Genomic DNA, 22697 nt, shown 5'->3' with positions numbered 1-22697 from the left:
CGCGCGCGAGTCCTGTGTAAAAGTCGTGTGAGGTAGGTTACCGCTTACTAGCTTGCTTTGGTGGGGCTGGCGCGCTGAACAGCGTGTCCAGGGTGGTCATGTCCCATTGCCCGGAGGGCCGCCGGACCATGCGGAGCTTCACGGTAGCATCGGCCCGCGGACCGTGCATCAGGTAGCGAAAAACGAGGGTATCTCGCTTGGGGCTCATCTTCGCCATCTTAAAGTCCCGCTTCTGAATCCGGCCGGTACGGTCAGTAATGCGCGGCGAAACCCGGGTGGAGTCCATCAGCTTGGTAATTAGCGCGGCCGGCGTGTTGCTCACCGCTTTCAGCAGCAACGGCCGGGCCAGAAACTTGCTGAACAGGTAAATGGCTAACACCAATGCGCCAGCCGCTAAATACACCCAGTTTGGCAAACCTCTACGTTTTTCTGGCATGTGGGAAGGGCGTTTGAGGGAGCGAAGTTAGAGGGTGAGATGGGGCAGAATTGAAATGTATCACCTAACGACCTTTTTACTTATATATCTAATATTTCGCGTTTCGCACTCATAAAATATCATTTCAGCATTCCCGAAAACCAGAATCGAGCCTAACCCATGCCCTACTGTTTCCGCTAGAGCTTCCTTAGTACCTAAGAATCTGCCGTCTATTTGCTTGTTTTCACTTATGACATAACAGGTGTCGTTAGCTACGCCGTTTCTTGCGGTAGTTGTCATAACCACATCTTCTTCAATTCCATTTACCGGAGTGAATAGCGACGACTCGAGAAAATTCCAGTGAGACAAGTCTTTGATAAACTTTGCTCTGTTCTTCTCAGAAGCAACAAACTGAATGTACCGTTCGCGTTTATCCTTATTGACAAACCTTTCAATTACCTTGATTTCCAAGCTAATATTTGAAGTCATGACGTTGACGCGCAGTTAGTTGTCAGGTTTCTGTAAGGTTGCAGTTTCTAATGCTTTTATCAGCAGAGAAGACAGAGAGAAATACTGACAAACTAAACGAAGCGGTAGAGATGCTTCGGCAAGCTCAGCATGACGTTCTTTTCCGTCGTGCTGAGCTTGGTCGTCCGGCTACTTGCCAGCCTTGTACTTCTCTACCTCGTCCAGAAACTGGTCGAAGAGAAACTCCGTGTCTTGGGGGCCGCCGGCGGCTTCGGGGTGAAACTGGGTGGAGAAGAAGGGCTTGGTTTTGTGCTTGATGCCTTCGCAGGTGCCGTCGTTGAGGTTCTCGAACAGCATATCCCACTCGGCGGGCAGCGTGGCCGTGTCCACCGCGAAGCCGTGGTTCTGGCTGGTGATGTAGCTGCGTTGGGTGCCCGTGAGCTTCACCGGCTGGTTGTGGCTGCGGTGCCCGTACTTGAGCTTGAACGTGTCGCCGCCGGCGGCCAGGCCCATGAGCTGGGAACCCAGGCAGATGCCGAAGATGGGCTTGTCCTGCTCCAGCGCCTTTTGCAGGTGCTCGATGGTGGGCACGCACATTTTCGGGTCGCCGGGGCCGTTGCTCAGGAACAGACCGTCGTAGTCGAGCTGGGTGAAGTCGTAGTCCCAGGGCACCCGAATCAGCTCCACGTCGCGCTCCAGGAAGCAGCGGATGATGTTGGTCTTGGTGCCGCAGTCCACCAGCACGATTTTATTCTTGCCGGTGCCGTAGTGCTGCACGCCGGCGGGGCTCACCTGGGCCACCAGGTTGTCCTGGTTGGGGTCGTGTAGGGGCACATCCTCTTCGGCCACGATTTTGCCTAGCATGGCGCCCTTCTCGCGCAGCTTTTTGGTGAGCATGCGCGTGTCCACGCCGCAGATGCCGGGGATGTTGTACTCGGCCAGCCACTCGCCCAGGCTCTTGGCAGCGTGCCAGTGGCTGTGTTCCTCGGAGTAGTAGTTGACCACCAGGCCCGCCACGTGAATCTTGTCCGACTCGAAAATCTTGGAAATCGACTCGTACAGCTCCTCGCCCGGCACGCCGTAGTTGCCCACGATGGGGTACGTCAGCACCAGGATCTGCCCGGCGAAGGACGGGTCGGTGAGGTTTTCAGGGTAGCCGGTCATGGCCGTGCTGAATACCACCTCGCCCGCGGCGGAGGTGAAGGCGCCGAACGACTGGCCCTGGATTTCAGTACCGTCTTCGAGGACGAGTTTTACCGATTTAGCGTTTTCCACTCTGTTATGCGAAAAAGGGTTTACTCTGATGATTAATTTTCTGCGGTAAAGCGAGCATGCAGCTGCCGGGCCCGTTCCCGGAGGCGGCAGGTGCGCCTGGTCGCCCGCGCAACGCGGGTCGGAAACAGCTTATCGGCGAGGCATGGGGCCGGGCGTGTAGCGGGGCGCAACGGGGCTGCGAGCAGGATTTGCAACCGGCCGGATACAATTTCGGCTGGAACAGAACCGAATACCGGGGGTCTATTCCAGCCGAACAAGGAGGTAAGCCAAACGGGAGAGAAAGAAACTAGCTCAATCGGTCCCGCACCCTGCCATTTCCAGATGTCGGGCATCGGAAAGTCGGGCGGGCACAACTGCTGGAAGGAAAAGGGGGAGGCTGTTCTTTCGGGGAAAGAACCGGCCGGTTGCTGCGCAGGAGTCACCAATGGCAGCGGGCAGCTTATCAGAAGGGGAGCGTGGCTCGGTAACTTCAGGGTGCTACTCATTGGGGCTGCAAGTTAGGCCACAGGTCGTTTACTTTTTCACTTCGGCCGGAATTAATGCGTACAGCGCCTGCAAAAACCGGTCTACCTCGGCCCTGGTGATATTGAGCGGGGGCAGCAGGCGCAGCACCGTGGGGTCGGAGGCGTTGCCCACGAAAATGTGGTGCTCCGCCAGCAGCTGGTCGCGCAGGTCTTTGATGGGGAAATCGTATTTAATGCCCACCATCAGGCCCCGGCCGCGGATTTCCTCGGCCCCGGCGTGGGCCTCCAGCTCCGTGCGCAGGTAGTCGCCCAGCTCGGCGGCGTGCTGCACCAGGTTTTCCTGCTCAATGACTTCCAGCACAGCCAGCGCGGCGGCGCAGGCCAGGTGGTTGCCGCCAAACGTGGTGCCCAGCAGTCCGTAGGAGGCTTTCAGCTCGGGCGCAATCAGGATGCCGCCAATGGGGAAGCCGTTGCCCATGCCCTTGGCCACCGAAATAACGTCGGGCCGGATGCCGGCGTGCTGGTGGGCGAAGAACTTGCCGCTGCGGCCGTAGCCGCTCTGCACCTCGTCGGCCAGCAGCAACGCGCCGTACTGCTTACACAGCGCCGCCAGCCCCTGCAAAAACTCATCGGAAGGCATAATGATGCCGCCCACGCCCTGGATGGATTCGATGATGGCCCCGCACACGTCGCCACCCTGCAGCACCTGCTCCACCGCCGCCAGGTCGTACTCCAGGAAGCTGATGTGGTGGTCGGCGTTGAAAGGTGCCACGATTTTGGCGTTATCCGTAGCGGCTACCGCGCCTGAGGTGCGGCCGTGGAACGCGCCTTTGAAGGCAATGACGCGCTTTTTGCCAGTGTGGAAGGAAGCCAGCTTCAGCGCATTCTCGTTGGCCTCGGCCCCGGAGTTGCACAGAAACAGCGTGTAGTCCTCGTAGCCCGACACCCGGCCCAGCTTCTCGGCCAGCTCCCGCTGAATCGGAATCTGCACCGAGTTGGAATAGAAGCCCAGGTTCTGCAGCTGCCCGGTGATGCGCTGCACGTAGTGCGGGTGCGAGTGGCCGATACTGATAACGGCGTGGCCGCCGTAAAAATCCAGGTACTCCTGGCCTTTGTCGTCCCAGAGTTTCGCCCCCAGCGCCTTCACGGGCGTGATGTTGACGAGCGGATACACGTTGAAAAGCTCCATGGTATAGATGTGAGAGCTGAGAGGTTAGAACTTAGAAGCAAGCCTACAGAACATCCTAACAGAACGTCTTGCTGAGCTTGCCGAAGCATCTCTACCGAGGGTAATCAATGGTCTTGCGAAGCGGTAGAGATGCTTCGGCAAGCTCAGCATGACGTTCTGAACTAGAACAGTCCAGCTTTCAACCCCAGCCCCGTCGTTTCGGGCAGGCCGAAGATCAGGTTCATGTTCTGCACGGCTTGGCCGGAAGCGCCTTTCACCAGGTTGTCGATAACCGAGGTGACGAGTAGCTGCTTGCCGAGTTTATGCACGTGCAGCAGACACTTGTTGGTGTTAACTACCTGCTTCAGGTGCACTTCCGTTTCCGATACCGTGGTGAACGGGGCGTCCTGGTAGAACTGCTGGTACAGCGTGCGGGCCTCGTCCTGGGTCAGGTCCGACGGCGTGTAGACGCTGGCGAAGATGCCCCGGGTGAAGTTGCCGCGGTACGGGATGAAGTGGATGTCCACGTTCAGCGCGTGCTGCAGCTGCGCTAGGCTCTCCCCTATCTCGCCCAAATGCTGGTGCGTGAAGGGCTTGTAGATAGACACGTTGTTGGTGCGCCACGAGAAATGTACGGTTTCCGAAAGGCTCTGCCCCGCGCCCGTACTGCCCGTAATGGCCGATACGTGCACGTCGTCCCGGAGCTTGCCGGCCTGGGCCAGCGGCAGCAGCGCCAGCTGGATAGCCGTGGCAAAGCAGCCGGGGTTGGCAATGCTCTGGGCCTGCTGGATTTGGCTCTTGTTCAGCTCCGGCAGCCCGTACACAAACTCCCGGCCTTCAAACTCCGCGTCAGCTTCCAGGCGGAAGTCGTTGCTCAGGTCGATGATGTGGGTGGTTTCGGGCAGCTCGTGCTTGGTCAGCCAGGCCTTGGAGTTGCCGTGGCCCAGGCACAGGAATACCACGTCCTCATCGCCCTGCAGCGCGGCCGCGAAGCGCAGCTCCGTGTCGCCCACCAGGTCGTCGTGCACCTGGTAGATGGGGTTGCCGGCGTTGGAGGAACTCACGATGCCACCCAGCTCCACAAACTCGTGGTGCAGCAGAATCCGCAACAGCTCCCCTGCCGTGTAGCCGGCCCCGCCGACGATACCAGCCTTAATTTTCATCGTTGAACGAGCCGTGAATCCGCAGCTGGTTGCTGAAGATTTTGATGAAGCCTTTCGCGTCGCGCGAGTCCCAGGCGTTGTTTTCCTCGCCGTAGGTAGCCACCTTCGACTGCATCATATCAAACGGCGACTCCACGCCCAGCAGCTCAAACTGGTAGGGCTTCAGCGTCACGTACACCGTGCCCGACACCCGCTCCTGCGACGATTCCAGGAACGCCTCCATGTCGCGCATCACCGGGTCGAGGTACTGCGCTTCGTGCAGCAGCGTGCCATACCAGTTGGCGATGTAGTCCTTGTGCAGCAGCTGCCAGCGGCTGGAAGTGTGCTTTTCCAGCAAGTGGTGGCCTTTGATGAGAATCAGCGGCGCGGGGGCCTCGAAGCCTACACGGCCCTTGATACCCAGAATCGTGTCGCCCACGTGGGTGTCGCGGCCGATGGCATACTGGCCGGCCAACTCGTTGAGGGCCACAATCAGGTCCACTGGCTTCATGGTTTCGCCGTTCAGGGCCACCGGCTCGCCTTTCTCGAAGGTGATACTGATTTCCAGCGGCTCGTGCTTGCTCAGCTGCGTCGGCCAGGCCGACTCGGGCAGGCCCTGGCGGGAGGTCAAGGTTTCTACCCCGCCCACGCTGGTGCCCCAGATGCCTTTGTTGATGGAGTATTTGGCTTTTTCCCAGCTCATCTCCACCCCGTTGGCCTGCAGATACTCGATTTCCTGCTGGCGCGAGAGGCCTAGGTCGCGGATGGGCGTGATGATTTCGGTGTCGGGCGAAATCACCGAGAAGGCCACGTCGAAGCGCACCTGGTCGTTGCCGGCGCCGGTGCTGCCGTGGGCAATGTAGTCGGCCTTGTTCTCGCGGGCATACTCGGCCAGCGCCAGGCTCTGGAACATCCGCTCGGCACTCACGCTCAGCGGGTAGGTATCGTTTTTGAGCACGTTACCGGCCAGCAGGTAGCGCAGGCACTGCTGGTAGAACCGCTCGGTCACGTCAATCACCTCGTGGCGGGTGGAGCCCATTTCGTAGGCGCGCTGCTCGATGCCGGCCAACTCCTCCTCGGAGAACCCGCCCGAGTTGACAATCACCGTGTGGACTTCCAGACCCAGCTCGCGGGTCAGGTACACCACGCAATAGGACGTATCCAAGCCGCCGCTATAGGCGAGAACTACCTTTTTTTTCATGGAGTGCTGAAGATTATGAGAACGTCATGCTGAGCTTGCCGAAGCATCTCGCGTGCTGATATTGTGGGAAAAATAACGTCATGCTGAGCGAAGCCGGAGGTGTAGTCAAAGCATCTCTACCTATGGCTAACTCACTCGTGAGCACGAAGCGGTAGAGATGCTTCGGCAAGCGGACGCCAGATGGAGCATGACGTTCTGGTTGGTATTCTCTACTGCTTCTGCTCCAGAATTTCAATGGATTGCTGCGTGAAGCTGTCATCCAGATTATCGTACACCATGCCGGTGCAGAGGCACATCTTGCGCTGGTTTTCCATCAGGATGCCGTAGTTTTTGCAGCTGGAGCAGCCCTTCCAGAAGTCGTCTGACTGCGTGAGCTCGGGGAAGGTCACGGGACGGTAGCCCAACTCGTTGTTGATCTTCATCACGGCCGCCGAAGTGGTGATACCGAAGATCTTAGCCGCCGGGTATTTGGTGCGCGACAGCTCAAACACGCGGTGCTTGATGGCGCGGCCCAGGCCCTCTTTGCGCAGCTCAGTATTTACAATCAGCCCCGAGTTCACCACAAACTTGGCATCCTCGAAGGTTTCGATGTAGCAGAAACCCGCCAGCTGGTCACCGATGAAGGCAATGATGGCATCACCTTTCTCCATCTTCTTAATCAGATAGTTAGGATCACGCTTGGCAATACCGACGCCGCGGGTTTTGGCGGATTCGGCGTACCATTGACAGAGGGTTTCCACGTACTGCGCATCGGCAGCATCGGCGACTCGTAGGAACATGGTCAAAGCTCGGTGGGCTGCCTGAGTTGGGCAGCAGACTCGGAAAGACGAAAAGCAGGAGGGGAACGGCGCGGGCCAGGCAAAGCCTATGCTCAGGCAGAAACGCCGATAGCGACAAAAACCCAAAAAGAAGGTGGGGCCAGCAGGCCGGGGAGCGGGGCATCCCGGCGGATACCGGGCAACGTCACACGAAGGCTTACACTCGGACTATGGTCGGTTGATTCGTAAAGTGTCTCTTGGGGTGGGCTCCGGAGGGAGGACCCGGCGTCGGTTCGCGGTAGAGGCGGAACCCGGACGTACTATTGCAGCCAGCGGTTAAGCTGGCATGATTCGCACGACCAGTCTAGGTCGTCGCAGAAGCGCAATAGAAGAGAGTTGAATCATGACGGGGGCCGCGGGGCGGCGAGGGAGTGTTTTCACGGTTTAAATCGTTTAAACCGCTAAATCGTTGCAAAACTAGATGATTTTTTTCGGAAACTTTGCCGCTCCGGGAGCAAAATAAATTTCTTAACAGTGAAGCCGCCCGGTTGCGGCCGGGGCCCGATGAGCCCCGTTTTGGCAGCGTACGGCGCGCAATGCCGCATTTCTCCCTACTTGCATCCTATGAGCGAAGGCCTGAAAATTTTTAAAATCGGGGGCGGCATTATTGATGATGACGCCCAGCTGCAGCGGTTTCTGCGGGAGCTGGCGCGGGTGCCGGGCCGCAAGGTGCTGGTGCACGGCGGCGGCAAAGGTGCCAGCCAGATGCTGCGCGACCTGGGCCAGGAACCTCAGATGGTGCAGGGCCGCCGCATCACCGACGCGGCCACCCTCGACATCGTGACCATGTTCTACGCCGGTAAAACCAACAAGCAGGTGGTGGCCGGCCTGCAGGCCACAGGCGTGAATGCGCTGGGCCTTTCGGGGGCCGACGGCAATGCTATCCGGGCCGTGCGGCGGCCGGTCAAGGACATCGACTACGGCTTCGTGGGCGACCTGCCGGCCGATGCCGTGAACGTGCCCCTGCTGCGCCAGCTGCTGGAAACCGGCCTGCTACCCGTGTTCTGCGCCATCACCCACGACGGAGCGGGCCAGTTGCTCAACACCAACGCGGATACCATTGCCAGCGTACTGGCCTGCGCCCTGGCCCCGCACTACGCCGTGGAGCTGCACTACTGCTTCGAGAAGGACGGCGTACTACGCGACGTGGCCGACGACGCCTCGGTGATTCCGCAGATAACTGCCGCCGAATACCAGCAGCTGAAGGCCGCGGGCATTATTGCGGCCGGCATGGTGCCCAAGCTGGATAACGCCTTTGCCGCCCTGGAAGCCGGCGTGGAGCGGGTGGTTATCGAGCACGCCCTGCGCATCAACGAGCCCGTAAAAACCGTGCTATGCCGGAGCTAACCGCCCTCACCGACGACGCCATTGAGCTGCTGACCCAATTGGTGCAGACGCCCTCCTTCTCGCGGGAAGAAGACCAGACGGCCGAGCTGATTTTCCGGTTTCTGGCGTTCCGGGGGGCCCGCCCCCAGCGCGACGCGAACAACGTGTGGGCTGTTTCGAAGCACTTCGACCCGGCCAAGCCCACCATCCTGCTCAACTCCCACCACGACACGGTGAAGCCCGGCGCGTCTTGGACCGCCGACCCGTTCGGGGCCGCGGTGGAAGGCGACCGGCTGACCGGCCTGGGCAGCAACGACGCGGGGGCTTCAGCGGTGAGTCTGCTGGCCACGTTCCTCTACTTCCACGAACGGGAGAACCTGCCCTACAACCTCATCTGCGCCATCACGGCCGAGGAAGAAGTATCGGGCCTGAACGGCATCCGCCGACTGCTGCCGCTGCTGCCCCGGATTGACCTGGGCATCGTGGGCGAGCCGACGCAGATGGACCTGGCCGTGGCCGAAAAGGGCCTCGTGGTGCTCGACTGCGTAGCCCACGGCCGCACCGGCCACGCCGCCCGCGAGGAAGGCGAAAACGCCCTCTACAAAGCCCTCGACGACGTGCAGCGCCTGCGCGACTATCGGTTCGAGCGGGTGTCGGAGCTGCTGGGCCCGGTGAAGCTGACGGTAACGCAGCTCCAAGCCGGCTCCCAGCACAACGTGGTACCCGACCGCTGCACCTTCGTAGTTGATGTGCGTACCAACGAGCTATACTCTAATCCGGAGGTAGTAGAGCTAGTGCGCCAGCACCTCACGTCCGACGTCACGCCTCGCTCTACCCATCTCAACTCCTCCCGCATTGCCCTTGAGCATCCGCTGGTGCAGCGCGGCCGGGCACTGGGCCGCCGTACGTTCGGCTCCGTTACCCTCTCCGACCAGTCGATGATGCCCTTCACCACCGTCAAAATCGGCCCCGGCGACTCGGCCCGCTCCCACACCCCAGATGAGTACATCCTGCTCAGCGAAATCCGCGCCGGCGTGCAAGGCTACGTGGAGCTATTGGAGGGGCTGGAGCTGTGAGAATATTGCCGGTAAAAGACCGTCCTACTGAGCTTGCCGAAGCATCTCTACTGCTTCGGCAAGCTCAGTATAGCGTTCCAACGTTCATCAACCACCCTTACCCCCTCCTTTCCAAGGAGGGGAACTAGCCTTTTAGCTTTTAGCAGCAACTGAACATGAAAATCTGGGATAAAGGCATTGCCGTTGATCAAAAAATCGAGCAGTTCACCGTCGGGCGCGACCGGGAGCTGGACATGTACCTGGCGCAGTTCGACGTGCAGGCGTCGCGGGCCCAGGCCAATATGCTGGCCGGGGCGGGCTTGCTTTCCGCGGCGGAAAACCAGCAGCTGCAGCAGGGCCTGCAGGAGCTGGCCGCCCAGTTGGAAGCCGGCACGTTCACCATCGGCGAGGATTTCGAGGACGTGCACTCCAAAATCGAAGCGTACCTGACCGAGCACTACGGCGACGCGGGCAAGAAAATCCACACCGCCCGCTCCCGCAACGACCAGGTGCTGACGGCCATTCAGCTGTTCCTGAAAGACTACACCCGGCGCGCGGCCATCAAAACCTTGGAACTGGTAGAGGTGCTGCTGCAAAAGGCGGAGGCCCACAAAACCGACCTGATGCCCGGCTACACGCACTTCCAGGCGGCCATGCCCAGCTCGTTCGGGCTGTGGTTTTCGGCCTACGCCGAGCACCTGCTGCTGGACCTGGCCCTGTTTGAAGCGGCCCATACCGTGGCCGACCAGAACCCGCTGGGCTCGGGCGCGGGCTTCGGCAGCTCCTTCCCCATCGACCGGCTGCGGACAACCCAGGAAATGGGCTTCGGCAACCTGGCCGTGAGCAGCGTGGGGGCCCAGATGCTGCGCGGCAAAACTGAGAAAACTGTGGCCTTTGCTCTGGCCGGCATGGCCGCCACCCTGGCCAAGATGAGCTACGACTTAGTACTCTACAACGGGCAGGACATGGCTTTTGTAGAGCTGCCCAAAGAGTTTACTACCGGCTCCAGCATCATGCCGCACAAGAAAAACCCGGATGTGTTTGAGCTGATTCGGGCGCGGTGCAACGCGTTGCAGGCCCTGCCCAACACGCTCATGCTGGCTACCAGCAACCTGCCCAGCGGCTACCACCGGGACTTCCAGATTCTGAAGGAAATCCTGTTCGAGCCGATGACGCAGTTTCTCGACATCCTCGACATTGTGCTGTTTGCCCTGCCCCAGCTGCGCATCAAGCCCGACCTGCTCAACCAGCCCAAGTACGACGCCGTGTTTACGGTGGAGAACATCAACCAGCTGATCCAGACCGGCACGCCCTTCCGCACGGCCTATAAGCAGGTGGGACTGGCCGTGGAAGATGGCTCCTACGTGCCGCACAAGGAATTCCAGACCACTCACCTGGGTAGCGTGCACAACCTGGGCCTCGACGAAATCCGGGCGAAGGTGGCGCGGTTCCGCCAAGGCAGCCACCTAACCAGTGCCAGATAAAACCACAGCCCGTGTTGCCGACTCGTGTCGGTAACGCGGGCTCGGATTGGGTGACGAACAGGTTTTAACTCTCCTATATAGAAATGACAAAATTATATACAATTACTATAAACAACTGTTTTTCAGAAGTATAAATACAATATTTATAGTGGTGAGTGATTACTCACGAAAAAAAGTAAGCTAATACTTACTTGTTTCCGAATCCTTGCGTAATATTGTCCCACTAACGGTAGCGACTCCCACTAGCTGCCGCGTAGCAATTCCCACGCTCTGTTAATCCGGCTGTACTCCCACCCTCAGCCGGCCTTTCCGAAAAATCGCGCGAGTTTGCCCCCGGCTCCTCGCCAGCTGATCTTCGGAAACCACGTAGCCGGCCGATTCGGAACCTCCGAGTCGGCCGGCTTCTGTTTGGTCACGTAGTAGGGCTTTTGGAAATCCCGTTGCTTTTTTGAAAAAAAACGCGTTTTTAGCGAATAGAGCCCGAACTTGCGCCTGGAATGGAACTCCGTGTGCCATCCGCCTCCGTCTCTCTTCGCTGCGCTAAACCAACCGCTACATGACAAACCGCAAACAGCACATTGCCGACATAGCATTGCAGCTATTTGGGGAAAAAGGTTTCGAGAATACTTCCACCCAGCTGATTGCCAAAGCCGCCGGAGTATCCGAAGCCCTTATTTTCAAGCATTTCGGCTCCAAGGACCAGCTATTGGAATTTGTTATCCGCAACGGCTATAAGCGCATTATTGAAGATAACCGGGGGGGCCTGGCTGAGCCTGATCCGCTGGCATTCATCTACAGCGTGATTGAGTTGCCGTTTAAGCTGGTGCAGGCCGAGCCGCACTTCTGGAAGCTGCAGTACCGCCTGGCCGACTCTGAAATGGCCCGGCAGCAACACGAGCGGTTTATGAAGCCGGTGCCTTCTCTGCTGCGCGACGCCTTCGGGAAGCTTGGCTACGAAGACCCCGAAAAGGAAACCGAGCTGCTGCTGCTGCTGGTGGAGGCGCTCTGGAAGCAGGAAGCCACTAAGACCGACGATACGCACGGCCAAGGCATGCTGGACTTTATCAAGCAGAAATACGGCCGGCAATAGAATATTACTACCTATTCACTACAGCTATGCGTTTGCACTGGATGCTAGGAGGTGTAGCACTCACTAGCGTATTCGGCATCACTTCGGCTCAGGCGCAGACGAGGATACAGGTACAACAGCTGGAGCAAGAGTTGGCATACGTGCGGTTGCAACCTGATTCGCTCGACCAGCATCCGGGACCGGTGCTGGTGTGGCCTCTGGCTGCCTGGAGCAGTTCCCACAAACAACTCCCTGCTGATAAGGGCGTGCTGTATGGCAGTTGTGTGCAGCGTTTAGGAGGTACGCGCAGTGGCGGTTTAGGCCAGTACATTCGGCTAGTGAACCTCACTACGGGCAACTATTTCAGGCTCAGTGTTAAACCTATTCTTCGCTCCCGCCGCGAAAACGCCTTTTGTTACGCTCTGCCTCCGGGCCGCTATGCCCTCATCAACTACGAGTTTTCAGATAGCAAATGGTATGGGGCAGAGTTACACGTAGAACCAATCCGAAAACATCGCAACAGCCAGACACTCCGCAATACTCGTTACTTGTTTGATATTCGGCCAGGGGAAGTGCAGTACGTAGGTACCTGGGACTTCAGCCAAGAGTTTGACCCGCGTTTTCTGGACGAGAAATTCAGTGCGGATGGAATGTTTGGACCCGATTTCCCCTATCTGCCCATTAACCAGGCCCACACGGAACTACCACATTAACCAAAGCCCCGACCAGTAACTCTGGCCGGGGCTTTGGTTAAGTGCGCGTGGGTTGCTGCTTACAGGTGAATCACCTCGCCGTAGGCAGCCGCAGCGGCCTCCATCACGGCTTCGCTCATGGTAGGGTGCGGATGCACGGCCTTGATGATTTCGTGGCCGGTGGTTTCGAGCTTGCGGGCTACCACCACCTCGGCAATCATTTCGGTTACGTTGGAGCCAATCATGTGGGCCCCCAGCCACTCGCCGTACTTCTTGTCGAAAATCACTTTCACGAAGCCGTCCTTCACGCCGCCGGCCGAGGCCTTGCCCGAGGCCGAGAAGGGGAATTTGCCTACCAGAATGTCGTAGCCCTGTTTTTTGGCTTCTTCTTCGGTGAGGCCTACCGAGGCAATTTCCGGGGAGGCGTAGGTGCAGCCGGGAATGTTCTGGTAGTTGAGCGGCTCGGGGTGGTGGCCGGCAATTTTCTCCACGCAGATAATGCCTTCCGCCGAAGCCACGTGGGCCAGCGCCGGGCCGGGCACGATGTCGCCGATGGCGTAGATGCCGGGCACGTTGGTCTGGTAGAAGTCGTCGACGATGATGCGGCCTTTCTCTACCTTGATGCCCAGCTCTTCGAGGCCGATGTTTTCGAGGTTGGTAACTACCCCGGCAGCCGACAGCACCACGTCGCAGGCAATTTGCTGCTCACCTTTGGCCGTTTTGATAGTTACGTTGCAGCCTTCACCGCTGGTATCCACCTTGGTTACCTCGGCCGAGGTCAGCACGTTCACGCCGATTTTCTTAAAGGATTTCTCCATCTGCCGGCTTACTTCCTCGTCCTCTACGGGCACGATGCGGGGCAGGTACTCCACTACCGTTACCTCTGAGCCCATGGTGCGGTAGAAGTAGGCAAACTCCACGCCGATGGCACCGGAGCCCACTACCACCAGCCGCTTGGGCAGTTCGGGCAGCACCATAGCCTGGCGGTAGCCAACGATTTTCTTGCCATCAATGGGCAGAGCGGGCAGCTCACGGGAGCGGGCCCCGGTAGCCAGGATAATGTGCTTGGCTTCTACGGTTTCCTTGCCGCCATCAGCCTTGGTTACCTCTACTTTACCGGGAGCCAGCACTTTGCCGGAGCCGGAAACCACATCAATCTTATTTTTCTTGAACAGGAAGTTGATGCCTTTGCTCATGCCATCGGCCACGCCCCGGCTGCGCTGAATTACCGCGCCGAAATCGTACCCAACGCCCTCAGCCGTCAGACCGTAGTCTTTAGCGTGGTTGAGGTATTCAAATACCTGGGCGCTCTTGAGCAGGGCTTTGGTGGGAATACAGCCCCAGTTGAGGCAGATTCCGCCGAGCGACTCGCGCTCCACCACGCCTACTTTCAAGCCCAGCTGCGAAGCCCGGATAGCGGCTACGTATCCGCCGGGGCCGCTGCCGATAACGACCAGGTCGTATTGCAATGCCATAGTATGTTCAATTGAAGGTGAGGAAAGAAGAACCACCCGCAGCGGCTACGCCGGGACAAGGGCCGGGCAAAGATAGGCAGGCCGCGCTACTCCGCCGCGTTGCCGCCGGGAAGTGGGGTGCACCAGCTCAGACAAAATTTTGTGCCCGAGCCCAGCCTTTGCCGGTAGCAGTGCGTACAACGCCCGTTGGCCGTCGGCCAACTTCTTGCTTCTGACTGCCTTTCTCGTTCACCGTCATGAAATTACGTTTACTCTCGCTGTTAGCTGGCTCTACCCTATTGCTGGCCGGGGCTTGTGCCCGGGGTACCACCGCCGATGTAGAGCGCCCCACCTCCGCCGCCCGGAATGTGGCCCGCGAAACCGCCGTAGCCCAGCGCGCCGATTCGGTGGCCCGGCCTACCTCGACTACCATAGTGGCTTCGGCGGCCCCGGCTACTCCTTTACCCGTGGAACCTGCCGCCCGCAAAACCAACGCTGATTACCGGGACGAAATCCGGATGGCGGATCAGAAGCTGAAGGCCAAGCCCCGCGACTACGACGCGTTGCTGATGCGGGCCAAGGCCAAAAGCCATCTGAAAGATTACAAAGATGCCATGCCCGACTACAACGCGGCATTGCGTTTGAAACCGACCAGTGCTGAGGCCTACTACAACCGGGGCCTGAACCGCTTGAAAATGAAGGAGTACAGCGCCGCCATTGTGGATTTCAGCAAAGCAGTGAAATACAATCCTACTGATAAGGAAGCCTACTTCGGGCGGGGGGCGGCCAAAATGCAGCTGTTCAATTTCAAAGGGGCCGTACCGGACTTCGCCAAAGCCATCAGCATCGACCCGAATTACGCGGATGCCTACGAGTACCGCGGCATCAGCTACGCCTCCATCAACAAGCCAGCCGAAGCCAAAGCCGACCTGGAAAAAGCTACTCAACTGAACCCGGAAGCCGAAAAAAGCCTCCGCCGCTACGCGGGCAAGTAACCATTATTGCGAGCGGAGCGAAGTAATCCTTCCTTTTCAAGGCGCCATCCTTCCTCTACTCGAAAGCCCCTGACGCCAGCAAGGACGTCAGGGGCTTTGTGCTTTTCTTACGGTTTGTGCCTTGAAAGGGACGGATCAGCTGCGCTGTCCTCCGGTTGCTTCGCTCCGCTTGCAATGCCGGGCTTACTTGCCCAGCAGTAGTTTCAGGTAAAAGCTGGGTTGGCGCAGCCGCTCGCGCAGGTCCAGGTCCAGGAACATGTTGCTGATGGTTTCGGCCAGGGTGGGGTTGTTGGCGGCACGATTAGCGACGAAATTGAACACCCAGGGGTAGTTTAGTAGCCGCTGCATGGCCCGGCTCAGGCGTAGCTCCTGCCAGAGGCGGTTGTATACGGCCGCGTCGTAGCCTTTCAGGAAGGCCGGGGAGAAATCCTGCGCGGCCAGAGCCCGGGCGGCCCAGTCGGCGGCGTGGCGGCCCGATACCATGGCGTGGCTGATGCCTTCCCCGCTGAACGGGTCGATGAGGGAGCCGGCATCGCCGAGCAGCAAGTAGCCGGAACCGGAGAGCGGGCGGCGCCTGGAGCCCAACGGCAGCCCGAAGCCCCGCACCGGGCCCAGCCGCTCGGCGGTGGCAAACCGGTCTTTCAGGGCGGGGTGGGTGTGTAGTATTTCCTCCAGCCGCTCGCGCAGCTTTACTTTCTTCTTGGATACGGCTTCGGTGAGCATACCCACGCCCACGTTGGCCTCGCCGTTGGGCAGCGGAAACACCCAGAGGTAGCCCGGCAGAAACTCCCGGATGAAGTGCAGTTCGATGAAATTATCGGGGTGCAGGCCCTGCACGCCCCGGTAGTAGGCCCGCAGGCCGGCGCAGTGGTGGGCGGGCTCCAGCTCGTGGCCGCCCACTACCCGCGCAAAGTGCGACTGCGCCCCGTTAGCTACCAGCAGCAGCCGGCAGGTGGCAATTTCCTGGCCATCGGCCGCCAGCAGGCGCCAGGTGCCATCGGGCAGCTGCTCGTGGCGGGCTACGTCGGTGTTTTCGCGGAAGTCGATTTCGGGGCGGCGGCGCACTTCTTCGATGAGGAAATTATCGAAGTGCAGCCGCTTGCTGATGTGGCCGGCGGATTGGTCGAGGGCGGGGTTGTAGCGGGGCTTGAACGGTACGGCCAGGCGGCGGCCGTTGGGGGCGTAGAAATCAATGCCCCAGCTGGGCAGCTGCATGGGTTCGGCGGCCAGCCGGGCCGGTAGCTTCTCCCCGATGCGCCGCAGCTCGCTGATGACTTTGCCGCTGAGCGCGTCGCCGCACACTTTATCGCGGGGGAAGGTGGCTTTATCCAGCAGCAGGCAAGGGTGGCCGGCGTTGGCCAGGTGCAGGGCAGCCGTGGCCCCGCCCGGCCCGGCCCCCAGAATGCAGATATTGGTCATTGGGTGGGGTTTTAGTTGCTGGTTTTTGGTTTTTGGTTGTTCCAGACTCCCGCAACTAGCGCCGAAGATGGCAAGGATTCGGCATTCCACCCACAAACCAAAAACCAATTACCATAAACCAGAAAACCTATCTTCGCCCCATGACTCAACTGCTCGACGGAAAAGTGGCCCTGATTACGGGCGCTTCCAAAGGAATTGGCCGCGCTATTGCGGTATATTTTGCCCAGCAGGGCGCTCAGGTGGCCTTCACCTACCTATCCAGTGTGGAGAAAGGCCAGCAGCTGGAACAGGAGCTGGCGGCCCACGGCACCAAGGTGAAAGGCTTCCGCTCCGACGCTTCCATCTACGCCGAAGCCGAAAAGCTGGTGGACGATGTGGTGGCCGAATTTGGCAAGCTGGACATTCTGGTGAACAACGCCGGCATTACGCAAGATGGCCTGCTGATGCGCATGAGTGAGCAGCAGTGGGACCAGGTAATTGCCGTGAACCTGAAGTCGGTGTTTAACCTGACCAAGGCGGCCACCAAGCCTATGATGCGCGCCAAAGCCGGCAGCATCATCAACATGACCTCGGTGGTAGGCATCAAGGGCAACGCGGGCCAGGCCAACTACGCGGCTTCCAAGTCGGGTATCATCGGCTTCACGAAGTCGGTGGCGCTGGAGCTCGGCTCCCGCAACATCCGCTGCAACGCCATTGCGCCCGGCTTCATTGAAACCGAAATGACCGATGCCCTCGACCCCAAGCAGGTAGATGAGTGGCGCAAGGCTATTCCGCTGAAGCGCGGCGGCAAGCCCGAGGACATTGCCAAAGCCACCGCCTTCCTCGCCTCCGACGACAGCAGCTACATCACCGGCCAGGTGCTGCAGGTGGACGGCGGCATGCTGACGTAGGAATACAGAAACAGCTAAAGTAACCGAAACGTCATGCTGGGCCTGTCGGAGCATCCTTACTGAACTATCGATGTTCGGTAAAACGGCTCCAACAGGCCCGGCATGACGTTGATTTATAATGCAATATGAGACAGACTCTCTACTTTTTGTCTCTGACCACAATCCTGTTTTTTCTATTATTCACGTTACTCTGGATTGGGTTGCAACTTTACAGACCTTATGCGCAGCGGGAAACCGTACATGCAAGAATTCAGCACTTTAATCAGGAGCAAACAGCTCAATAGGCGGTTAACGCAGATACACTTGCCCCGATAGCTCCTAATTAAAAGCACATGCGTCGGCCCTTATCTATTATGCTGGCCCTGCTGCTGATTGTGGCCGCTATGGCTGCCACGATTTGCAGCACCGGTTTAGTCGGTTTCAGCGGCGGCACCGGGGCGAGCTGACGATTCTGTCCATTTCGCTGCAGTTGCGCGAGGGGAATTTGGTTTTCCAGACTTCGCGCTCCACCCAGAGCCAGGCCATTCAGCTGGCTACCCACTCAACTTACAGCCACTGCGGGATGCTGCTGCGGCAGGGCGGCGAGTGGCAGGTGCTGGAGGCCGTGCAGCCGGTGCGCCTCACCCCGCTGGAACAGTGGATTGGTCGCGGGCGGGGCAGCCACTTCGTAGTGAAGTGCCTGCGCGACGCCGACCAAGTGCTTACACCCGCCACCTTACGTCAGCTCCGGCGCACCGGCCTGCAGTACCAGGGCCGCCCCTACGACCTATACTTCGGCTGGAGCGACGAGCGAATTTACTGCTCCGAGTTGCTCTGGAAAACCTACCAACAAGCCATCGGCCGCGAAATCGGAAAGCTTCAACAGCTGCGTGACTTCGACCTCTCCCACCCCGCCGTGCAGCAGAAGCTGTGGGAGCGGTACGGCCGGCAGATTCCGCTGGATGAAAAGGTCATTTCCCCCGTCGCCATGTTTGATAGTCCGCAGTTGGTGACGGTAACGACACGGTGATACTTCGGTGGCCCTGGCTTGTGTGGTGTGGATGGCACGGGTGCCCAACCACAAGCGCAGCCGCCCGCTTTCGTACCAGAAGTGCCCGAAAACAGTTATTTCTGCCCTCTTCCGCTGCGGAAGTGCCCGGAAATATTTATTTCTATGCTCTTCCACTCAGGAAGTGCTTGGAAACAGATACATCTGCCCTCTTCCGCAGCAGAATTGCTCAGAAATAAAACCATCCGACCATTTCCGCAGCGGAAGTGGCCGGATGGTTTTATTTCTGAGCAATTCCGGGAAACGCAGGAGGTAATGAGCAAATGACTTGGCACGTGCGGCGGCTGGAGAATTCGAAGCTGGTGATGGTGTGGTGAAAAGCCTATCATTACCTGTCGAAACTACGTATCTTGTTTGCTATGAACGCAGCTGAAATAACCCAGTATATCGTCCTCAACCCAGAGGTACGCTTTGGCAAGCCTGTGGTGAAGGGCACCCGCATTACAGTAGCAGAAGTACTGGAGATGTTGGCGAATGGCATGGCAGCGGAGCAGATTGCCGAGGATTTTCCCAGTATCGGGCCGGCTCAGGTTCGGGCTTGTTTGCTGTACGCTGCTTATAAGGAAAGCGTGGTATTGGTAGCAGCCTAAGTATGCGCCTGCTGCTCGATGAAAATATTTCCTGGCGGGTGGCAGCCTACCTGCGGCCGCATTTTGCGGAAGTGCTGCACGTACGCGACGTTGACCTCGATAACAGCCCGGACACCTCCATTTGGCGGTATGCCCAGCAGCACGGATTTCATATCCTGACCAAAGACGAGGATTTCATCCGGCTGCTCTTCGCACATGGTTTTCCGCCTAAAATAGTGGTGGTGACCAATGCCCAGCTACCAGCGAAGATGCTGGCGGATTTTATGCTGGCTCGTCTGCCGCAGCTTCAGGAGTTCCTCGGAGACTCAACCGCCGCGGGTATGTTGGTACTGCGCTTGCCCTGAAGCGTTGCGCTTCGTTGCGCAGATTAGGGTTGCTGCATTGCTCCTGTATTCTGCCGAACGATTCAGCCGTACCTTACGACCCATCCGTAAGTGCTCCTGACCATTCACGCATCCGCATGAGCAAAGCCGTTTTCATTGCCACTGCCGAGCCGTACAGCGGCAAATCCGTTGTGACGCTGGGGCTGGTGCACCTGCTGCTGGGGCAGGCGCAGCGGGTGGGCTACTTCAAGCCCATCATCACGCCCCTCGCCGACGGCCAGCCCGACTACCACATCCAGACGGTGCTGCAGCACTTCCAGCTGCCCCTCGCCTACCCCGATACCTACGCAACCACCGGCCAGGAGGCCCTGCGCATGGTGGAAGCCGGCCGCGCCGGGGAGCTGCTCGACACCATCATCCACCGCTTCAAGCAGCTGGAAGCCGCCCACGATTTCGTGGTGGTGGAAGGCACCGACTTCGTGGGTAGCAGCCTGGCCCTGGAGCTGGACCTCAACTGGCAGGTGGCCCGCAACCTGAGCGTGCCGGTGGTACTGCTGATTTCGGGCCTCGACAAAACCGTGGAGCAGCTCGTCAACGCCGCCCTGTCCATCCGGCGCGACGCCCTGGAAAGCGAGGTGCAGGTGCTAGCCTTGGTGCTCAACCGCGTGGCGCCGGAGCAAGTGGACGAGGTGCGTGCTCTGCTCCGCGACCAGCTACCGCCCGAAACCCAGCTGGCCCTGATTCCGGAAAGCGCGGCGTTGCGCAGCCCCACCATGCAGGAAATCCACGATCAGCTGGGCGGGGAGCTGCTGTTCGGGGCCGACCAGCTCGCTAATCCCGTCGACCACTTCATCAACGGCTCGATGCAGGTGCCCAACTTCCTGATGCGCCTGCAGGAAAACGTGCTCATCATCACACCCGGCGACCGGGCCGACCTCATCCTGACGGCGCTCCAAGCCAATATGTCGGCCAGCTACCCGCGGGTGGCGGGGCTGGTGCTCACGGGCGGCTACAAGCCCGAAAACTCAGTACTGCGCCTGATTGAGGGCCTGCCTGCGGCCGTGCCGATTCTGCTGGTGGAAAACGGCACGTTCCAGACCACTACCCGCATCGGCAACATTCAGGCGCGCATCGGGCCGCAGCAAACCAAGAAAATCCGGCTGGCCATCCAGACGTTTGAGCGCCACTTGGATGCGCCGCGCCTGCTGGAGCAGCTCAGCACGTTTGCGCCGCGCGGCCTCACCCCGCACATGTTCCAGTACCAGCTGCTGCAGTGGGCGCGCAGCCAGCGCAAGCACATTGTGCTGCCCGAGGGCAACGATGACCGGGTGCTGCGCGCGGCGGCCCGCCTGCTGGAGCAGGACGTGGTGAGCCTCACCATCCTCGGCGACCCTACCCAGATGCTGGCCGCCGCCAAGCGCCTCGGCCGCCCCCTGGACCCGCAGCGCGTGCAGCTGCTGGACCCGGCCAACTCCGCGCTGTTCCAGGACTTCGCCGAAACCCTGTTTGAGCTGCGCCGCAGCAAAGGCGTGACCCTGGAAATGGCCCGCGACCTGATGACCGACGTGTCGTATTTCGGCTCGATGATGGTGTACAAGGGTCTGGCCGACGGGATGGTGTCGGGGGCGGTGCACACCACGCAGCACACCATTCGGCCGGCGCTGCAGTTTATCAAGACGCGGCCGGGCGTGTCGGTGGTGTCGTCGGTATTCTTTATGTGTTTGCCGGATCGGGTGGCGGTATTTGGCGACTGCGCCGTGAACCCCAACCCCACCGCCGAGCAGCTGGCCGAAATTGCCATTTCCTCGGCCGACAGCAGCCGGCGCTTCGGCATTGAGCCACGGGTAGCCATGCTGTCTTACTCCTCGGGCACTTCCGGCGAGGGTGCCGACGTGGACAAGGTGCGCCAGGCCACCCAGCTCGTGCGCCAGCTCCGCCCCGATTTGCTGGTGGAAGGCCCCATCCAGTACGATGCCGCCGTAGACCCCGCCGTGGGCCAGCAGAAGCTGCCCGGCTCGCCGGTAGCTGGCCAGGCCAGCGTGCTCATCTTCCCCGACCTGAACACCGGCAACAACACCTACAAAGCCGTGCAGCGCGAAACCGGCGCCCTGGCCATCGGCCCGATGCTGCAGGGCCTGAACAAACCCGTCAACGACCTGAGCCGCGGCTGCACCGTCGACGACATCTACAATACGGTGCTGCTGACGGCCATTCAGGCACAGGGCTAGTTTCGGCAGCAGCACAAAGGCCCCGTTGCTTCAGGTGAAGCAACGGGGCCTTTTGGTTATTTGACTAACGGGACGGAATTTATGCAGTGGTAGCATTTCCTGTTCTTTTGGATCTAACTAAAGACAAAAAGCTAATTTGATATTCGAAACTGGTAACATGCATGTCACTTACTATTGCATAAATACCATATTAACGCCATTTTTTCTTACGTCGTTTTATAGAGATACCACCCGTCACCAATCTCTCTTAGCATAATAATTCGACTGGCATTCATTTCGGGCAGGTCATTTTCATCCTTTGCAAAGAGGTAACCAACCGTATTATCTACCATTCCTCCAATTGAGAAATTCACACATTTTTCACCAAGTTCATAACCACCATAAGAAACAGAAGAAATAAACAACTTTCTGAAATCATTTCTGAAACTTTCTACCAGCTTCATCGAACGTTCTCCATCACTTTTTTTACTGGCAACCTCTTTTAGTGCAGCTTCTTTGATTCGTTCAAACCCAGCTTTATTCTGAATGAAGTGCTGAATAATATTTTCATCCAGTTCTAATATAAGCCTAGCATTGCCAAGCTCAAAGTTGTAGTCGTCTCGCGAAGCAAACACGACATGACTCTTTCTCTTAGCATTTTTTGCTTTTTCAATTAATTCATCCACCTGTCTTGGTGTCATTCTTTCCAACTCATTTTTTGCTTGCTCTATCATACCTGTCATAGATAAAGCTCGGAATGCATGCATCTTCCAAATAGAATCTTTTTCAAAGTGTAGGTAAGTGTCTAAACCCTTACCTGCGGAATCCAAAATAGTCATAGCAACTACTGCTTTATTACTTGTCTGTTTAAGCAGCAAAAAACGTGTTATCGAACCGCTCTGCAAGTCTTGTCCGTTGGGGCGTCCTTTATATTCACCAGCAATGTATTTTTCAGTGTCTGGGAACGGCTCTTTGTCGAAAATCTTCTTTGCTAAATCTAGCGGTTCCATTATCTGCCCAGAAGCAGTCATGCTGGTTAAACTGATTAGAACAAACAGTATTGATGTACAGAGGTTCATAAAATTGGTGTTAACATCCCTGTTGCCGACTGTGGCGAAGATGTTTGAGTTTCGGCAATATACCCTTTGCACGTAAGAGTCTTTCGACAATAGCACTGACGTTAGCCTTATTACC

At 58.5% G+C, this 22697-nt stretch carries 21 protein-coding genes; 11 read left to right on the top strand and 10 right to left on the bottom strand.

The genetic code is table 11. From position 1 onward, the window contains the following. Window positions 1-37 precede the first annotated feature (37 nt). The 7 genes from ACN19L_RS18015 to ACN19L_RS17985 form a co-directional block, all read right to left on the bottom strand. Complete coding sequence (locus ACN19L_RS18015) at window positions 38-379, bottom strand: hypothetical protein (protein ID WP_426490850.1); 342 nt, start codon at window positions 377-379, stop codon at window positions 38-40. 117 nt (window positions 380-496) lie between these two features. Beyond that, window positions 497-904, bottom strand: coding sequence for a hypothetical protein (locus ACN19L_RS18010; RefSeq protein ID WP_426490849.1), 408 nt, complete (start codon window positions 902-904; stop codon window positions 497-499). A gap of 168 nt (window positions 905-1072) precedes the next feature. Then, window positions 1073-2158 carry a glutamine-hydrolyzing carbamoyl-phosphate synthase small subunit gene (gene carA / locus ACN19L_RS18005; RefSeq protein ID WP_426490848.1) on the bottom strand — a complete coding sequence of 362 codons (1086 nt, stop codon included), beginning with the start codon at window positions 2156-2158 and terminating at the stop codon, window positions 1073-1075. 513 nt (window positions 2159-2671) lie between these two features. Next, window positions 2672-3811 (bottom strand): aspartate aminotransferase family protein, encoded by a 1140-nt coding sequence (locus ACN19L_RS18000; protein WP_426490847.1) that lies wholly within the window; start codon window positions 3809-3811, stop codon window positions 2672-2674. Between the two features lie 161 nt (window positions 3812-3972). Then, the gene (gene argC, locus ACN19L_RS17995) at window positions 3973-4953 is read right to left on the bottom strand and encodes an N-acetyl-gamma-glutamyl-phosphate reductase (protein ID WP_426490846.1); all 981 of its coding nucleotides are present in this window, start codon (window positions 4951-4953) and stop codon (window positions 3973-3975) included. Further along, complete coding sequence (gene argG, locus ACN19L_RS17990; RefSeq protein WP_426490845.1) at window positions 4943-6133, bottom strand: argininosuccinate synthase; 1191 nt, start codon at window positions 6131-6133, stop codon at window positions 4943-4945. The genes argC and argG overlap by 11 nt, the downstream gene beginning before the upstream one ends. Window positions 6134-6342: 209 nt before the next feature. After that, the gene (locus ACN19L_RS17985) at window positions 6343-6912 is read right to left on the bottom strand and encodes a GNAT family N-acetyltransferase (RefSeq protein ID WP_426490844.1); all 570 of its coding nucleotides are present in this window, start codon (window positions 6910-6912) and stop codon (window positions 6343-6345) included. A 603-nt stretch (window positions 6913-7515) separates the two neighbouring features. Between ACN19L_RS17985 and argB the strand changes: the two genes are divergently transcribed. From argB to ACN19L_RS17960, 5 genes are all read left to right on the top strand, one after another. Continuing rightward, window positions 7516-8298, top strand: coding sequence for an acetylglutamate kinase (gene argB, locus ACN19L_RS17980; protein WP_426490843.1), 783 nt, complete (start codon window positions 7516-7518; stop codon window positions 8296-8298). Then, window positions 8286-9353, top strand: coding sequence for a M20 family metallo-hydrolase (locus ACN19L_RS17975; protein ID WP_426490842.1), 1068 nt, complete (start codon window positions 8286-8288; stop codon window positions 9351-9353). Before argB ends, ACN19L_RS17975 begins: the two co-directional genes overlap by 13 nt. A gap of 155 nt (window positions 9354-9508) precedes the next feature. Continuing rightward, complete coding sequence (gene argH / locus ACN19L_RS17970) at window positions 9509-10816, top strand: argininosuccinate lyase (RefSeq protein ID WP_426490841.1); 1308 nt, start codon at window positions 9509-9511, stop codon at window positions 10814-10816. Window positions 10817-11372: 556 nt separating this feature from the next. After that, complete coding sequence (locus ACN19L_RS17965) at window positions 11373-11906, top strand: TetR/AcrR family transcriptional regulator (RefSeq protein WP_426490840.1); 534 nt, start codon at window positions 11373-11375, stop codon at window positions 11904-11906. Window positions 11907-11932: 26 nt separating this feature from the next. Then, entirely contained in the window at window positions 11933-12598 is a 666-nt protein-coding gene (locus tag ACN19L_RS17960; protein WP_426490839.1) for a hypothetical protein, read from the top strand. 59 nt (window positions 12599-12657) lie between these two features. Here ACN19L_RS17960 and lpdA read toward each other — a convergent pair whose 3' ends face one another. Further along, window positions 12658-14052: a dihydrolipoyl dehydrogenase gene (lpdA, locus tag ACN19L_RS17955; protein WP_426490838.1), complete on the bottom strand. Its 1395-nt coding sequence runs from the start codon at window positions 14050-14052 to the stop codon at window positions 12658-12660. Window positions 14053-14288: 236 nt separating this feature from the next. On the opposite strand from lpdA, the gene ACN19L_RS17950 reads away from it, so the two are divergent. After that, complete coding sequence (locus ACN19L_RS17950; protein WP_426490837.1) at window positions 14289-15026, top strand: tetratricopeptide repeat protein; 738 nt, start codon at window positions 14289-14291, stop codon at window positions 15024-15026. Window positions 15027-15209: 183 nt separating this feature from the next. Here ACN19L_RS17950 and ACN19L_RS17945 read toward each other — a convergent pair whose 3' ends face one another. After that, window positions 15210-16445, bottom strand: a complete 1236-nt coding sequence (locus tag ACN19L_RS17945; protein WP_426490836.1) for a geranylgeranyl reductase family protein — start codon at window positions 16443-16445, stop codon at window positions 15210-15212. A gap of 140 nt (window positions 16446-16585) precedes the next feature. Between ACN19L_RS17945 and fabG the strand changes: the two genes are divergently transcribed. The 5 genes from fabG to pta all read left to right on the top strand — a co-directional run bounded on the left by fabG (window position 16586) and on the right by pta (window position 21524). After that, a complete protein-coding gene (gene fabG / locus ACN19L_RS17940) occupies window positions 16586-17335 on the top strand; it encodes a 3-oxoacyl-[acyl-carrier-protein] reductase (protein WP_125424454.1) in 750 nt (249 codons plus the stop codon). 397 nt (window positions 17336-17732) lie between these two features. After that, window positions 17733-18344, top strand: a complete 612-nt coding sequence (locus ACN19L_RS17935; RefSeq protein ID WP_426490835.1) for a YiiX family permuted papain-like enzyme — start codon at window positions 17733-17735, stop codon at window positions 18342-18344. Between the two features lie 398 nt (window positions 18345-18742). Then, window positions 18743-18973, top strand: a complete 231-nt coding sequence (locus tag ACN19L_RS17930) for a DUF433 domain-containing protein (protein ID WP_426490834.1) — start codon at window positions 18743-18745, stop codon at window positions 18971-18973. A gap of 2 nt (window positions 18974-18975) precedes the next feature. Continuing rightward, complete coding sequence (locus ACN19L_RS17925) at window positions 18976-19317, top strand: DUF5615 family PIN-like protein (RefSeq protein ID WP_426490833.1); 342 nt, start codon at window positions 18976-18978, stop codon at window positions 19315-19317. Between the two features lie 116 nt (window positions 19318-19433). After that, window positions 19434-21524, top strand: coding sequence for a phosphate acetyltransferase (pta, locus tag ACN19L_RS17920; RefSeq protein ID WP_426490832.1), 2091 nt, complete (start codon window positions 19434-19436; stop codon window positions 21522-21524). Window positions 21525-21730: 206 nt separating this feature from the next. Here pta and ACN19L_RS17915 read toward each other — a convergent pair whose 3' ends face one another. After that, entirely contained in the window at window positions 21731-22534 is an 804-nt protein-coding gene (locus ACN19L_RS17915) for a hypothetical protein (RefSeq protein WP_426490831.1), read from the bottom strand. Window positions 22535-22697: the final 163 nt, after the last annotated feature.

The sequence above is a fragment of the Hymenobacter sp. 102 genome, assembly GCF_049949205.1.
GTDB lineage: Bacteria > Bacteroidota > Bacteroidia > Cytophagales > Hymenobacteraceae > Hymenobacter.
The sequence above is the reverse complement of the archived record's forward strand: the minus strand, read 5'-3'. Positions and strand labels throughout refer to the sequence as shown.